The organism is Polyangium sp. 15x6, from assembly GCF_029960785.1.
Taxonomy (GTDB): Bacteria; Myxococcota_A; Polyangia; order Polyangiales; family Polyangiaceae; genus Polyangium.
The window spans coordinates 17,922-31,261 of the sequence record NZ_JASBQE010000049.1 but is presented as its reverse complement, the minus strand read 5'-3'; the positions used below and the strand labels follow the sequence as shown (position 1 = coordinate 31,261).

The window sequence follows — 13,340 nt, the reverse complement described above, 5'->3', positions numbered from 1 at the left end:
GCCCGCGATTGCAAGCGGCGAGCGCAGCCGGAGGTGCGGAGAGAAGAACCTAGCGACGGCTCCGCGAGGGGGCCTTCGCGGGCGAAGTCGCCGGCGTGCGCTCGTCCGACGACGAGGAGCGGTCCGCGTTTCGATTCGCGACGACCGCGATGCTCACGACGAGGGCGACCAGGAAGAGGACGAAGAAGAAGATCTTCCAGAACGAATACGGCGCCTTGCCGATCACCTCGCCGGTCTGTCCGTTCACGAGGAACTGGTAGGGCTTGTCCTGGTACCGATAGGCCGCGATCCACACCGGCAAGAGCACGTGCTTGAAGGTCACGTGCGAGAAGTGGTTGTCGACCTGCAGGTTGCGCTGCTCGTCCCCCGGGACGTCACTCCTGCAGCGGCTCCGCTGGGTGGAGGCCATGATGGTTTGCCCCGTGTCCCACGCGGGCATGAGATCGATCGCGTAGGACTCGGCGCGCCAGCCGGCGAGGAACTCGGGCCGATAGGGCGTGAGCTCGCTGGTGTTGAACGTGCGGAAGCTATCCCCGAGGTTCTCGGGCAGGCCCTTCGAGGCGCACACGATCACGTCGTCGAAGGCGTCGGTGCGACGGCCACGCGCGGGCTCCCAGCGGGTCTTCTGCACCTGCCGCGTCTGCCGGTTGCCCTGCTCGTCGGTGTACGTTTCGGTTTCGTAATAATGGTAGCCGGCCTCGGCGGTCCACGACGAGTCGACGCGCGCGTCGAACGTCCAGTAAGGGACGTACACGCCGGCAAACCCCTCGACCTTGGCCATCTTCTTGAGGTCGTTCGGGCGGAACCAGAGCGAGCCGAGCCACTCCTCGAAGCGATGGTTCGCGTTGTTCTTGTCGATCTTGAAAGGGACGACGGACTCGGGCCGGATCGCCGTGCCCGCGGACTCCTGCGCGAGGACCTGGTGGGATCGGCAAAACGTGCACGTCGCGGTCTGCTCGCCCGGCGGGACGTTGACCGTCGCGCCGCACTCGCGACAGCTCACCTGCGCGACCGGCGTGCCGTAGCCACGCGCGGCGAGGCGCATGCCCTCTTCGATCGGGATCTCGCGGACGAGGCCCCCGGGCGCCTGGGGGATGGCCTGCTGAAAGCCGCAATAAGGGCACTTCATGGCCTGCGCGCCGGCGTCGTAGCCGAGCCTCGCGCCGCACTGGCCGCACGGGAACGTGTCGCCGGAAGGCCCCGGATCGAATGCGCTCGTCACCTATCGTCCTCCGGCTTCGATGTTACAGGGAAGCGCGAGGCGAAGGCCACGCGCGCGAGCTTCACGTCACGTGGCCTCGACGTCGGCCTCGGGCGTGGGGGCGTGCGAGGGCAGATCGAGGAGGCTTGCTTCACGCTTCTTGCCGATCTCACCCGCGCGCGCGAGGGCCATGCGGAAGAGGACGGGGCCGACCATCTCGTTGATGACGATCGTGCCGAGGATGAGCGTCGATGCGGCCGGGCCCCACGGCTTGAACGAGGTCGCGACGAGGTTCGCGAGGCCGATCGCGACGCCGGCCTGCGGGAACATGCCGAAGGGGATGCGGCCCGCGACCTCGGGATCGACCTTCGCGACGCGAGCGCCGAAGCGCGCGCCGGCGTAGATGCCCGCCGCGCGGGTGAGCGCCGCCATGGCCGCGTAGGGCGCGACCGTGAAGAAGGCGTGCAGGTGCACTTCGGCGCCGACGACCGCGAAGAAGACGGCGAAGGTGGGCATCGCCGCGACCTCGGTCTCGTGGATGACCTCGTGGCCGCTGACGGGGCTGATGTTCTCGAGGAAGAGGCCCGCGGAGAGGCCGACGAGCAGGGGGTCGAGGTGAAGCGCGCCGCCAATCTCGGCGACGACGAAGAGGACGGCGAAGACGAAGAGGCCGACGCGCTGGTTGACACGGCGAATGTAGAGCGCCGAGACGAGGCCGACGGCGATGCCGGTCGCGATGGAGCCGAAGATGTGCACCGCGAGGGCGCCGAAGATCGAGTGCCCGCCCGCGCCGCTCGCCGCGGCCTCGGGCGGGAACACGGCGCGCGCCACGGACTCGGTGAAGGAGAAGGCGACGACGACCGCGAGATCCGCGAGCACCACGATCGAGAGGCACATCTCGCTGAGCGGGCCGACCGCGCGCGTCTCCTTGAGGATGCCCATCACGACGGCCGGCGAGAGCGCGCAAAGAACGGTGGCGCAGATGAGCGCGACCGCGAGGCGCTGCGCCGAGGTCATGTCCGCGGTGAACTCGATGCGCCCGAGGACGAACGAGAACAAGCCGAAGAGCAGGACGAACTCGGTGAGGAGGCCGAAGATCGAGACGAGGCCGATGCTGCGGATCTTCGGGCGGAGGCGCGCGAAGTTGAGCTCGCATCCGGCGTTCAGCGCGATGAGCCCGACCGCGACCTTCTTCACGAGCGTGAGGTCGCCGAGCATGGACGGCGTGATGAGGCGGAGCACCTCGGGGCCGAAGAGCGCGCCGCAGAGGATGAAGCCCGTGAGGTGCGGGAGGCGCAGATCGTGGAAGATGTGCCCCGTCTGCATCGCCGCGATCAACAAGAAGCCGAACGCGAGCGCCGCGCCCGAGCCCGTGATCGTGGCGTCGGCGGGCAAGAAGGAGCGCGCGGCGAAGGAGATGCCGGCGACGAGCGCGAGGACGAGCGCCGCGCGGATCACGCGTTGCCCTCCGGGGTCGTCGTGACGACCGGAGCTTCGTCGATCTGGGGCCTCGGCGCCTCCGGGGCCGGCACGCGGGTGGGCGGGATCGGGGTGAGATCCACGCCGATGCGCCGGCGCCGCCACTCGAGGATCCGCACCACGACCTCGGTGAGCACGCCGCCGATGATGACGGCGTCGATCGCCCAGCGGACGCGCTCGGGTCCGTAGCCGTGATACAGCGTCGCCGCGCTGACCATGAGGACGATGGAGCTCGGGCTCTGCGGCGCGAGCGCGAGCGCGAGCATGCCCGCGCTCGGCAGCTCCTTCGGGCCCACGCGCTTCGACCAGATCGCGCCGAGGCGTTTGCCCGCGACGCGCGCGAGGACGAACGCGGTCGCGAGGAGCCAGCCCTGCCACTCGAGCGGCCGCCACGTCGCGCCGACGACGAGGAGGAAGATCAGGTAGATCGGGCGCTCGACGTCGAGCAGCGTCTTCTTCAAGCCTTCGAGGTCGCGGATCGGGAGGTTCGCGAGCAAGGCGCCCGCGATCGCGCAGACGACGGGGACGCTGAGCGCGAGGTAGCCAGCGACGCCCGCCGAGAGCGCGACCGCGCCGAGCAGGAGCGCGAGTTCCTCGGCCGCGTTGCGCGCGCCGCGCAAGAGTACGTACGTGAGGATGCCGAGCACGCCGCCGAGGCCGAGCGTCACGAGGAGCCACGCCGACGGCGGCAGGGACCAGCGCGTCGTGTCGTTCTCCGGGCGGAAGAGGATCGCGACGACACCGAGGAGCGCGAGGCCCGTGACCTCGTCGAGGCTCGTGACCTCGTCGATCATGCGCGCGGCCTTGCGACCGACGCGGCGCTCCCAGAGCTCCATGCTGATCGGCGCGCTCGGCGCGGCGCAGGCCGCGAGCACGAGGGCGTCACGCGCGAAGGCGTTTCGCTCCCACGGCACGCCCATGCCGAGCAGCGCCATGGCGCAGAGGCCCGCGGTCGTGAGCATCGGGACGACCGACTCGAGCACGATGACGGGGCCGAGCGACGCAGGCAGCGCGTCGAGCTTGCGCACGTCGAAGTGCAAGCCCACGACGAACCCGACCCAGCCGAGGCCAAACTCGAACGCGGGCTTGAGGTCGAGGAGAACCTGCGGCGTCAAGATGCCCACGCTGTCGAGCGAGAAGACCGCGCCCATCACGAGGAACGGCACGCCCGCGGAGATGAGGACGGTGACGCCGAAGCGCTGCTCGAGCGCCTTCACCTTCGGCTGCGCGAGGAGCACGGCCAGCGCGAGCGCGCTCGCGAGGCCGATGACGATTCGCAGCCGATCGGGGTGCATTCCACCGCCGAGTATCAGCCGAGATCAGCCGCGATGCCTGCGGAAAGCGCGCCCGCGCCCCCGAATCGTGCGCGGTCGCGCGCCGCGCCTCACGACCACGCACGCCTTTCCGGTCGTGCGTGATCCTCCGTCAGGAGCGCGTGGTGCGCGGCGCCGGCGTTCGTGATCGACCGCGGCTCGTCGAAGGCGCGCGGGACGGCGCCTCTTGGCTCGAAGGCATCGGCGTGACGGAGCGCGCGCGCAGAAGATTGCCGTCGCACTCGACCTCGACGCCGAGCGCGCGACAGCGGCGAACGACACGCTCGAGATCGACGTCGGGCGCGAGAAGCAAGCCAGACGGCGGGGACGGATCGATGAAGAGCTCGGAGGCCGGGCGCCGCGTGCGCAAGAGCTCGCGGATCTCCGCGTCCTCGACCCACAAGAAGCCCGCGGCCGGGACGAAGCTCGCGCGGCCGATCACCACGCTCGCCTGGATGAGCATCTGCGAGATGCCCTCGGGGAGCTTCGCGACGGCCTCGATGCGCGCGCGCAGCGCGTCGCTCTCGAGCCCCGCGGAGAGGGCGCGCGCGATCGACGAGGGCGCGAGGAGGAGGTCGACCTTGTCGCCGATGCGCGTGATCTCGGCGAACGGGACGAGCGCGAGCACGTGCGCGACGCGCGCCGAGGGGGCGATCTGGAGGATCTGCGTCTCGACGAAATGGCTCGGGGACGGATCGAAGCTCGGCGAGGTGCCCGCGAGCATGGCGCGGCCGCGCGGCGTGAGGCGCAAGGCGGGGCCGTCGTCGAGATCGTCGCCGCCGAGGTCGATGATGCCGAGCGCCGGCAAGGACTCGAGCGCGATGCGGCGGGTGATCTCGAGGACCTCGGGCGCCTCGTTCGAGGTGCGATCGCCCCAGCGGCGCAGGAGCCGCTCGACGCCGCCGATACGATCGTCCGCGGCGAGGTAGCCGCGGAGCGAGGCCCACGGCACCCAGCGTCCTTCGCCGAGCTCTTGCAGCGCGTCGATGACCATCTCGCGCAGCGCGCCGATCGGGCTCGATTCGCGGCCCTCCGAGGCCGCGCGTAACACCTCGCGCTCGGGGCGCGCTTCGTCCCACGCGCCGCCGCGGCGCCACGTATCGAAGAGGACGCGGCCGAGCTCGTGCACGGCGAGGGATCCCGGCGGCGTGGCCGCGGAGGCAGCGGACGGCTCCCACAAACCGATGGCGCGCGAGACCGCGGCCGAGAGCGCGACCATCTCCACGTCGCGGCCGAAGCGCTGGGCGAGACGAACGAGGAGCGAGCGAGGCGTGCCCACGCCGGGACGAACGTCGCTGCCCGGCTCGCGCACGGCGTACGCCAGGCCGAGCGCGAGCATGCCCGGATCGGGGGCGAAGCGGGCGCGGCGCGGGGCGTGATCTTCTTCGAGGACGAACGATCGGATCTGCGCGCGGCGCGCCTCGCGGGCCTTGCGGCGCTCGGCGCCGACGATGTTCGCGATCTCGGTCGGAATGACGTGGCGGTTCGGGTGGATCGGGATCAGGAAGGCGCGGCGCTCGAGCGCGAAGCCCGCGCCTCGCCGGCTGGCGGTGATGCCCGTGGCGCCGCGCAGGCGCATGGGCTCACGCTCGAGATCGAGCAGCTCCTGCGTGTCGACCTCACCGCCGACGGCCTCGATCGCTTCGAGCAAGCGGCGCTCGACCGGCGCGAGCCGCTCGACCTCCGACTGCAAGCGCGACGTGTCGCAGAGCGTCTCCCACGCGGCTTCGAGCGAGAGCGCGATCGGCGGCGTGGCCGGGCGGCCGAGATAGTGCGCGGCCACGGCGCTGACCGTTTCGAACGACGCCTGCGAGAGGAGCGCGCGGAGGGCGCGCGGGTCCTCGCTCTCCCAGGACTTGAGCTGCACGAGGAACGCGGTTGGCAGGACGAGCTCGATGCCTTCGTCGATCTTGCGCGCGTACACCACGCCACGCGCGACGAGCGGCTCGAGCCCCGAGGGCAGCGTCGGCACGACGAGCGCGCCGCCGGCCTCGGCGATCCGGTGCAAGAGCTCCCGGCTCGATGCCTGCAGGCGCGACGGATCACGCACGTCGGGGATGCCGACGAGCGCGCGGGCGACCTGCGACGGAGCGTCGATGCGCTTCTGCGTATCGATGCGTATGCCGAGGCGCCGGATGAGAGCCGCGAGCTCGGAGTCGGGGAGCGCGCGGAGGATGTGATCGAGCCGGCGGGGCGATCCGCTTCCGGTCTCGTCGGACGCGGGCTCGGGGTCCAAGGCGCGCGAGGCGCGTTGTCCCTTCGAGGCACCACGTTCAGGTTCCAGAGCGGCTTCGCCGTGTCGTCCGCCGATGGAGGTCATGACATCACCGACATGGGAGGAGGGTTTTCGGATGCATCGACTCGCTTCACGTCCAACGAACGACACTACACGACGAAGTGAACACCGACACCCCCCAATCGGCGCATTTCTGCGTGTCTTCGCGCCGTTTTCGTGCGCATCTCGCGCCGACCTGCATGGGCTCCGCTGCTACCACGACTGGATTTCGACATGGGTTTTTCCGGGAATTTTTCGAGCGTGATCGAAGGCGTCGGGGAACTCCCGACGCGCGCAGGAGATGCCGGACAAGCGATGCGGGACTACGATGGATTCCTGGAGGACAAGCGTGATCCTGCGTGACCCGGTGCATGGGCTCGTCGCGTTCGAAAGTGAAGAAGACTCGATCGTGCCGCGACTCCTCGGCGCACGAGAGATGCAACGGCTCCGGCGCATCCGCCAGCTCGGGCTCACCTCGCTCGCGTATCCGGGCGCGGAGCACACGCGCTTCTCGCACGCGATCGGCGCCGCGCACGTGATGAAGCTCCTGCTCGTGCGGCTCAGGCAGATCGATCGAGAGCTGCCGTTCTGGCAACGCGTGACGAGCGAACGCGCGCGCGATGCCATCGCGGCGGCGCTGCTCCACGACGTCGGGCACGGACCGCTCTCGCATCTCTTCGAGGCTGCGATGCCAGGCGCCGTCGAGCACGAGACCTGGACCGCCCGAATCCTGCTCGACCCGGCATGCGAGCTGCACCAGATCCTCGCCGAGGACGACCCGAGCCTGCCGCGACGCGTGGCCGATCTCGTCGCGGGCAAGCACGAGCTGCCCTATCTCGCGCGCGCGGTCAGCGGCACCTTCGACGTCGATCGCTGCGACTATCTCTTGCGCGACGCACACGCGACAGGCGTGCGCTACGGCGACTACGACCTGCCATGGCTGCTCCGCAGCCTCCGCTTCAGCGAGCCGAGCGGCCCACCCGGCCACCACGCGCCCTCGCTCGCCATCGACGGGCAGAAGGGCATCGTCGCGATCGAGTCGTTCCTGCTCGCGCGCTACTTCATGTTCCAGCAGGTCTACTTTCACAAAGCCACGCGCGCGGCGGAGTGGATGATCGGCGCGATCCTCCGTCGTGCCCTCGCGCTCGTCGTGGATGGCACGCGCTTGCCCGTCCTGCCACCCGCGATCGCCGCCGTCGCCGCCGGGGACGTACCCACGCTCGAGCAGTACCTCGATCTCGACGACCAGGTCCTGCTCGGCGCCATCCACGCGTGGGAGGAGGCGAAGGACCCGACGCTGAGTGATCTCTGCCGGAGGCTCCGCGCGCGCTCGCTCTTCAAGACGATCGAGCTCTCGCCGGAGGCGCACGGGGAGGACGAGGGATCCACGAGCCACGCGTTCGGCGCGATCGACGACGAGGCGCGAACGAAGGCGCTCGCCACCGCGCGCGCGATCGCCGAGGAACGGGGGCTCGATCCGGACCTCTACGTGGGCCTCGACGTCGCGACGGACACGCCGTATGCCGAGGACGACTCGCTGCACGTGGTCTTCCCCAAAGGCAGACCCCGTCCCCCGTCGGAGGTTTCGTTCTTGCTCGATCGTCTGCGCAACGAGACGCTCACCCGCTGCCGGTTGATCTTCGCCCCGGAGCTGCGCGACGCGATGCGGGAGGCGTTCGTCCGTTGAACCGCGCGCGCGTCTCTTCGGCGCGCGGCGCGGGCCTCGCCGCGCTGCTCATGCTCGCATGCTCGGCCGCGCCCGCGCGCGCCGAGGACGACGGGCCCGACGGCGTGTACGGGCGCCTCGACGGCGACCTCGACATGCGCATCGGCGCCGGCGCTGCCTTCGCCCGCGGAGGCCCCGCGCTCGCCGCGCACGCGTCCCTTCTGTACCTCTCGTCGGCGGGCCTGTACGTGCACTACACGGACGCCCTCGGCACGGACGGCCCAGCGGTCACGCGATCGATCGCGGCTGGCGTGGTGCTCGAGCCGCTCTACCTCGGCCGCTTCGCGACGAACCTGGAGCACGGGCCCGCGCGCCTCGACCTCATCCTCGACTCGTTCGCCCTCGGCATGGGCGCCTTCTGGGAAGCGCCGCGCGGAGGCACGTTCGGCTCCGAGCCGGGGTTCGAGTTCTCCATGGGGATCGGCATCCCGTTTTTCGCCACCGCGACGGGGCCGGTGCTCGGCGTGCGGGGCGCGCTCCGCGTCCGGCCAACCGCGTTCGCCGACGCGGGGCCTTTCCGCCTGATCGACCAGGGCGCGCAGCTCTCGGTCACGCTCGCCTGGCGGCACATCGTGCCCGTTCACCTCGTGGACGCGGCCGATCGGCTCGCGCGATGAGCGCCGCCGAGGAGGCCCTGCGGCGCATCCTCGCCGAGGTCTTCCTCGAAAGCCTGGCCGCGCTCGACCCCGCGCGCCTCGTCGCCGAGGCCTTGCCCCCGCGGCCTCCCGAGGGCGCGCGAGTACGGCTCTTCGCCGCGGGCAAAGCGGCCGGCGCGATGGCGCGGGGCGCCCTTTCCCGCTGGGGCGATTGCATCGAAGCCTCGCTCGTCGTGACCGTCGACGGCGCGCCCATCGACTTTCGTGGGCTCGAGCTCCGCGGCTCGCCCGTCGTCCTCCACGCCGCGCACCCTGTCCCCGACGAACGCAGCGTCGCAGCCGCCCACGCGGCCCTCGCGCACGTCGATGGCCTCGGCCCCGACGATCGCGTCCTCGCGTTGATCTCGGGCGGCAGCTCCGCGCTCCTCGTGTTGCCTCCGCCCGGGCTCGACCTCGAGGACGAACGCCGCGTCGTCCGCGCGCTCCTCGAAGGCGGCGCGCCCATCCACGACGTGAACCTCGTCCGCCGCCACCTCTCGCGCATCAAGGGCGGACGCCTCGCCGCCGCGGCCGCGCCCGCGCTCGTGGAGACGCTCGCCCTCTCCGACGTCGTCGGCGGAGCGCTCCACGACATCGGCTCCGGCCCCACGGTCCCCGATCCCACGACCGCGACCGAAGCGCGCGCCGCGCTCGCCCGATACGCGCCGGCGGAGCTCGCCGCGCGCCTCGCGCCCTACCTCGACGACACCACGGAAAAACCCTTTCCCACGCGCACCGAAGCCCGCTTGCTCGCCGGCCCCGAGGACTTCGCCCGCGCGGCCGCCGCGAACCTCTCCGCTCGGGGTTTTTCCGTCCGGATCGAGCCACCCGAAGGCGGGGACGCGCGTGACGTCGTGGAGAAGCGCCTCGCGCAGGCCGCGGCCCTCGCCCCGGGCAACGCGATCGTCGTCGCCTGCGAGCCGACGCTCGCCTTACCAGCCGTGCGTGGACGCGGCGGACGCGCGGGCTGGGTCGCGCTGGCCGCTCTGAAAAAACTCCCGCCGGGCGTCGCGCTCCTCTGCGGCGCCTCGGACGGCACCGACGGAAGCTCGTCGGCCGCGGGCGCGGTCGTGAGCTCCGGCGCGGCGGGTGACTTCGATGCAGCGCGAATCGACGCCGCCCTCGCCGGCTACGACGATGCAGCGATCCACCGCGCCCTCGGCACGGCGATCGAAACGGGCCCGACGGGGCAGAACCTCACGGATCTGCACATCCTGGCGCGGGGTTTTTCGGAAAGCTGAGAGAGCGCGTTTTACGGCTCGGGCGGGACGACACCCGCCTGGGTATCGCCCATCGCGTCGCGGACGGCATTCGCGAGCGCGCAGCTCAAGGCCTGGCGCTTCTGGGCGTTCACGACACGCTCGTCGAGCTGCGCGCCGGCCATCTTGAGCTCCACCTCGGGCGAACGGCGGATGCGGAGGACCAGCTTGTTGTCCGAAAGCCGCCAGATGCCGACGCGCGACGCGTGGGGCACGGCGCGCAGGGCCTCGGACTTCGACATGCCCGCGGGGACCTGAAAGTTCGGCGGCGTCTCGTCGAGGACGACGGCGAAGTACTGCGCGCGGGTGAGCAGATCGACCGCGATCGGAATGTCGTCGCGGACCGCGTCCTCGAAAAAGCTCGTGAGCGCGCGCAACTTCAGCTCACCCGATGCTTCCTGCGCCTCCCGCACCCAGTCCTCGGAGAGGATACGCATCGCTCGGTACGCGACGCGCAGGTTGTACGGTTGCGCGGGCGGCGCGCAGCGATCGAGCTCGTTGCAGATCTCGCCGAAGGCGCAGTCGCGGGTGAGCTTGCACTCCTTGCCGGAGAGCTGGTTCTTGTTGTCCGCCGTGAACAGGCAGGCGGTGAACCCATCCCGCAACGAATCGTTCGCGGCTTTGCGGATGGCCTCGGCGCTCGTGGCCTGGTCGGCGTCGAGGCGGAGGTAGATGCCGGGTTTGTCGCGGAAGTTCCAGGCCTTGAGGATCTCCGTCTCGACGACGTCCGAGGACGGCTCCTTCGCGAGGTCGACCGTCCAGCGCTCGATCCGGTCACGCAGGGGAAACCAGCGAGGGCCGAGCTCGGCGACGACGGCGCGTTGTTTGGCGAGGATGCCGCTTCGTTCGCTCTCGAGGCGGCCTTGGGCCCACTTCCACTGGAAGATGACCGTGACGGCCATCACGAGGCCGATCCAGGCCCAGACTTTGGGGGCGGGCCACCGCATACGGCCCGCCCCGCGATCCTGCTTGGACTGGTTCAGCGAGGGCAGGCCGCGGGGTCGTTCATCCGCGCTGGGCGGCATGGGGGTAGCTTTCAGCCGCTCTTGGGGAGCTTGGCGACCATGAAGCTGACGTTCGGGTAACCGGCGAACGCAGCGGTCTGGAAGACGCTCTTCACGACGATCGCGGGCACGTTCGAGTCGACCTGGAGGATGCAGACGCCGGGGAACGGCTTGTTCGGCTGCACCTGCTTCCAGAGCTCGCGCTTGTTCTTCAGGAGGTTGAAGAGCTCGTCGATCTTCTGCATACGGCCGAGCTCCTCGATCGCGCGCGTCGAGCCGGCGAGCGTGCCGTCGACGAGGATCTGGTTGCCGTTCACGGCGACCATCGGCGCGTCGATGATGTCCTCGACGTTCTCGGCCTTCGGCAGCTTGACGTTCTTGTCGACCGTGATCTCACCGGACGCCGAGAAGGACATCAGGAGGAAGATGACGGTGGTGATCAAGAAGTCGATGAAGCTGACCAGGTTCAGCGCGGCGTTGCCGCTCCGCCTGCCGTGTCCCGCTACCTTGTTCCACACGAACTTCAGCGGGATGTGGTGCATCAACCGCCGGCCAGGCTGGTGGATGACGTGCGCGTGCGGGTTGTGATGTTTCGCCGGAGGTTTGGCGTGGCCACCCATCTCAGGTCTCCCTTGCTCAGCGGACGGAGAACGTCATGTTGAAGACCGGCAGATCCTTGTCCCCCTCGGGGAGCTTCACCTTGCGCTTCGTCGCGTAAAGCGCGTCGAGCACCGCGACGACCTCCTTGAAGGGCGTGCGGTTGTCGGTGTGCATGATCGCCTGATCGAGCTTCTTGTCGCTCGGATCGCGATGGCTGCCGTTGCTGTTCCACTCGGCCTCGATCTTCTTCGCGAGGTCCGAATACCGGATCACGGCGCTGTCACTCGGCGGCGGCTTGGGGACACGCACCTCGCTCACGACGGTCGCGCCCTGCTTCCACACGAGCGCGAAATCGCTCTCGCCGATGTGCAGATTCAGCACCTTCTCGGGCGTCTGCGGCGTGAGTTCCTTGTCGGGGTTCGGCGGCCCAGGCACCTGCGCGTCCGCGTTCATGCGCGAGTTCGTGACCCACACAGCCGTGATCAAGAGGAACGCGATCGTGCACATCAACAGGTCGATGAACGGGACCATGTTGATTTCCGCGTTCGTCGCTTTCTTTTTGCCGCCCTCGCTGCCTACGTCTACGCCACCCATGGGCTGCCTCCTGCGATGCTCGCTCTCGCGAGCGTACTGCGATGGGGACGCATGACGCGCCCCCTACACGCTACCGTTGCCCGCCCTCGTGGGCAGGGTATTGCCCTTTGTACGACAACGGATCTGGGTGAAAGTTTCTCCCGAGATCACGGCGGGGGCGGCGCGGGCGCAGGCGCCGCCCCGGAGGTGGATTTCAGGCAGCCGCCTGGCCCACGGCCGCGACGTTCACCTTCTGGCGGTTCGTCACGACGAGGTTCAGCACCATGACCGACGCCTCGTTGATGTCGTCCTCGAGGTGCTGCGTCTTGCCGTTGAGAATGGCGAAGCCGATGAGGGCGATGATCGCGACGGCGAGGCCGAACGCCGTGCAGTTCATGGCCTCCGAGATGCCTGCCGCGAGAACGCGCGCCTTCTGGCTCGGATCGATCGACTCACCGGAGACGGAGCCGAATGCCATGATGAGACCCGTCACGGTGCCGAGGAGGCCCGAGAGCATCGCGAGGTTCGCGAGGAGGCCGAGGTACGCGGTGTTCTTGCTGAGGCGCGGAAGCTCGCGGAGCGCGGCCTCGTCCATCGCAGCCTGAACTTCCTCGTCCGGACGGTTCACCTTCACGAGGCCAGCCTGCACGATGCGGGCGAGCGGCGCGTTGGCGGCGGAGCACATCTTGACGGCCTTGGCCACGTCACCCGCGAGGATGCACTTCTGCATCGTGGCGAGGAAGACGTCCTTGTTGATCGACGCGCCGAACAGATAGATGGAGCGCTCCACGATGATGCCGATCGTGAGGATCGACCAGAACAAGATGGGCCACATGCCCCATCCACCTTCTTTGAAGTGCTCGTACGCTGCGTGCATTTGTCAGGTCCTCCAGCTTGCCTCGCGTCCGCTCGGGCCGAGGTGTCGCACTCTACATGAAAGCCATTCCGGATCGAATGCGGCAGTTACTGCGACGGTCTTCGTGCGATCGCGCTGGCCGTCGCGGCCTCGCGCCCCGCGCCCCGCTCGTTGCTCTCCGCGTGAATTCCGCTTCGTTGCATCGCTGGGGGGGTACGACTTCGGCCAAGCATCCAAGCGAACCAGGACGCTAGCCGAGCCGCACGCCCCAACGCAAGTAGGGTGTTTGGCTTCGTTCCGTCTCGGGTGTCTTCGTCAGCGGCGATCCCGGATGGAGCACGAGATCCCGTGATCGCGCACGAGCTCGCGTGTTCCGGGGCCAGTCTACCCGCCCGCATCCGAACGGGGCAAATGGCCGG

General features: G+C 69.6%; 11 protein-coding genes. 3 read left to right on the top strand and 8 right to left on the bottom strand.

Features of this window, described 5'->3' with window-relative positions; genetic code table 11:
- Window positions 1-49: 49 nt before the first annotated feature.
- The 4 genes from QHF83_RS30520 to QHF83_RS30505 all read right to left on the bottom strand — a co-directional run bounded on the left by QHF83_RS30520 (window position 50) and on the right by QHF83_RS30505 (window position 6,229).
- Window positions 50-1,222, bottom strand: coding sequence for a hypothetical protein (locus tag QHF83_RS30520; protein ID WP_282421504.1), 1,173 nt, complete (start codon window positions 1,220-1,222; stop codon window positions 50-52).
- A 66-nt stretch (window positions 1,223-1,288) separates the two neighbouring features.
- Complete coding sequence (locus QHF83_RS30515; protein WP_282421503.1) at window positions 1,289-2,659, bottom strand: cation:proton antiporter; 1,371 nt, start codon at window positions 2,657-2,659, stop codon at window positions 1,289-1,291.
- Window positions 2,656-3,975, bottom strand: coding sequence for a hypothetical protein (locus QHF83_RS30510; RefSeq protein ID WP_282421502.1), 1,320 nt, complete (start codon window positions 3,973-3,975; stop codon window positions 2,656-2,658). The genes QHF83_RS30515 and QHF83_RS30510 overlap by 4 nt, the downstream gene beginning before the upstream one ends.
- A 130-nt stretch (window positions 3,976-4,105) precedes the next feature.
- Entirely contained in the window at window positions 4,106-6,229 is a 2,124-nt protein-coding gene (locus tag QHF83_RS30505) for a hypothetical protein (RefSeq protein ID WP_282421501.1), read from the bottom strand.
- A gap of 388 nt (window positions 6,230-6,617) precedes the next feature.
- Here QHF83_RS30505 and QHF83_RS30500 point away from each other — a divergent pair, with 388 nt between their 5' ends.
- Genes QHF83_RS30500 through QHF83_RS30490 form a run of 3 tightly spaced genes read left to right on the top strand, consistent with a single transcriptional unit; the run spans window position 6,618 to window position 9,870 of the window.
- Window positions 6,618-7,955: an HD domain-containing protein gene (locus QHF83_RS30500; RefSeq protein WP_282421500.1), complete on the top strand. Its 1,338-nt coding sequence runs from the start codon at window positions 6,618-6,620 to the stop codon at window positions 7,953-7,955.
- Window positions 7,952-8,611, top strand: a complete 660-nt coding sequence (locus QHF83_RS30495) for a hypothetical protein (RefSeq protein ID WP_282421499.1) — start codon at window positions 7,952-7,954, stop codon at window positions 8,609-8,611. The genes QHF83_RS30500 and QHF83_RS30495 overlap by 4 nt, the downstream gene beginning before the upstream one ends.
- A complete protein-coding gene (locus tag QHF83_RS30490; RefSeq protein ID WP_282421498.1) occupies window positions 8,608-9,870 on the top strand; it encodes a DUF4147 domain-containing protein in 1,263 nt (420 codons plus the stop codon). The genes QHF83_RS30495 and QHF83_RS30490 overlap by 4 nt, the downstream gene beginning before the upstream one ends.
- 11 nt (window positions 9,871-9,881) lie before the next feature.
- Here QHF83_RS30490 and QHF83_RS30485 read toward each other — a convergent pair whose 3' ends face one another.
- The 4 genes from QHF83_RS30485 to QHF83_RS30470 all read right to left on the bottom strand — a co-directional run bounded on the left by QHF83_RS30485 (window position 9,882) and on the right by QHF83_RS30470 (window position 12,900).
- A complete protein-coding gene (locus tag QHF83_RS30485; protein ID WP_282421497.1) occupies window positions 9,882-10,835 on the bottom strand; it encodes a hypothetical protein in 954 nt (317 codons plus the stop codon).
- Between the two features lie 89 nt (window positions 10,836-10,924).
- The gene (locus QHF83_RS30480) at window positions 10,925-11,512 is read right to left on the bottom strand and encodes a biopolymer transporter ExbD (protein ID WP_282421496.1); all 588 of its coding nucleotides are present in this window, start codon (window positions 11,510-11,512) and stop codon (window positions 10,925-10,927) included.
- Between the two features lie 16 nt (window positions 11,513-11,528).
- Window positions 11,529-12,086 carry a biopolymer transporter ExbD gene (locus QHF83_RS30475; RefSeq protein WP_282421495.1) on the bottom strand — a complete coding sequence of 186 codons (558 nt, stop codon included), beginning with the start codon at window positions 12,084-12,086 and terminating at the stop codon, window positions 11,529-11,531.
- A 193-nt stretch (window positions 12,087-12,279) separates the two neighbouring features.
- Complete coding sequence (locus QHF83_RS30470) at window positions 12,280-12,900, bottom strand: MotA/TolQ/ExbB proton channel family protein (RefSeq protein WP_272458863.1); 621 nt, start codon at window positions 12,898-12,900, stop codon at window positions 12,280-12,282.
- Window positions 12,901-13,340: the final 440 nt, after the last annotated feature.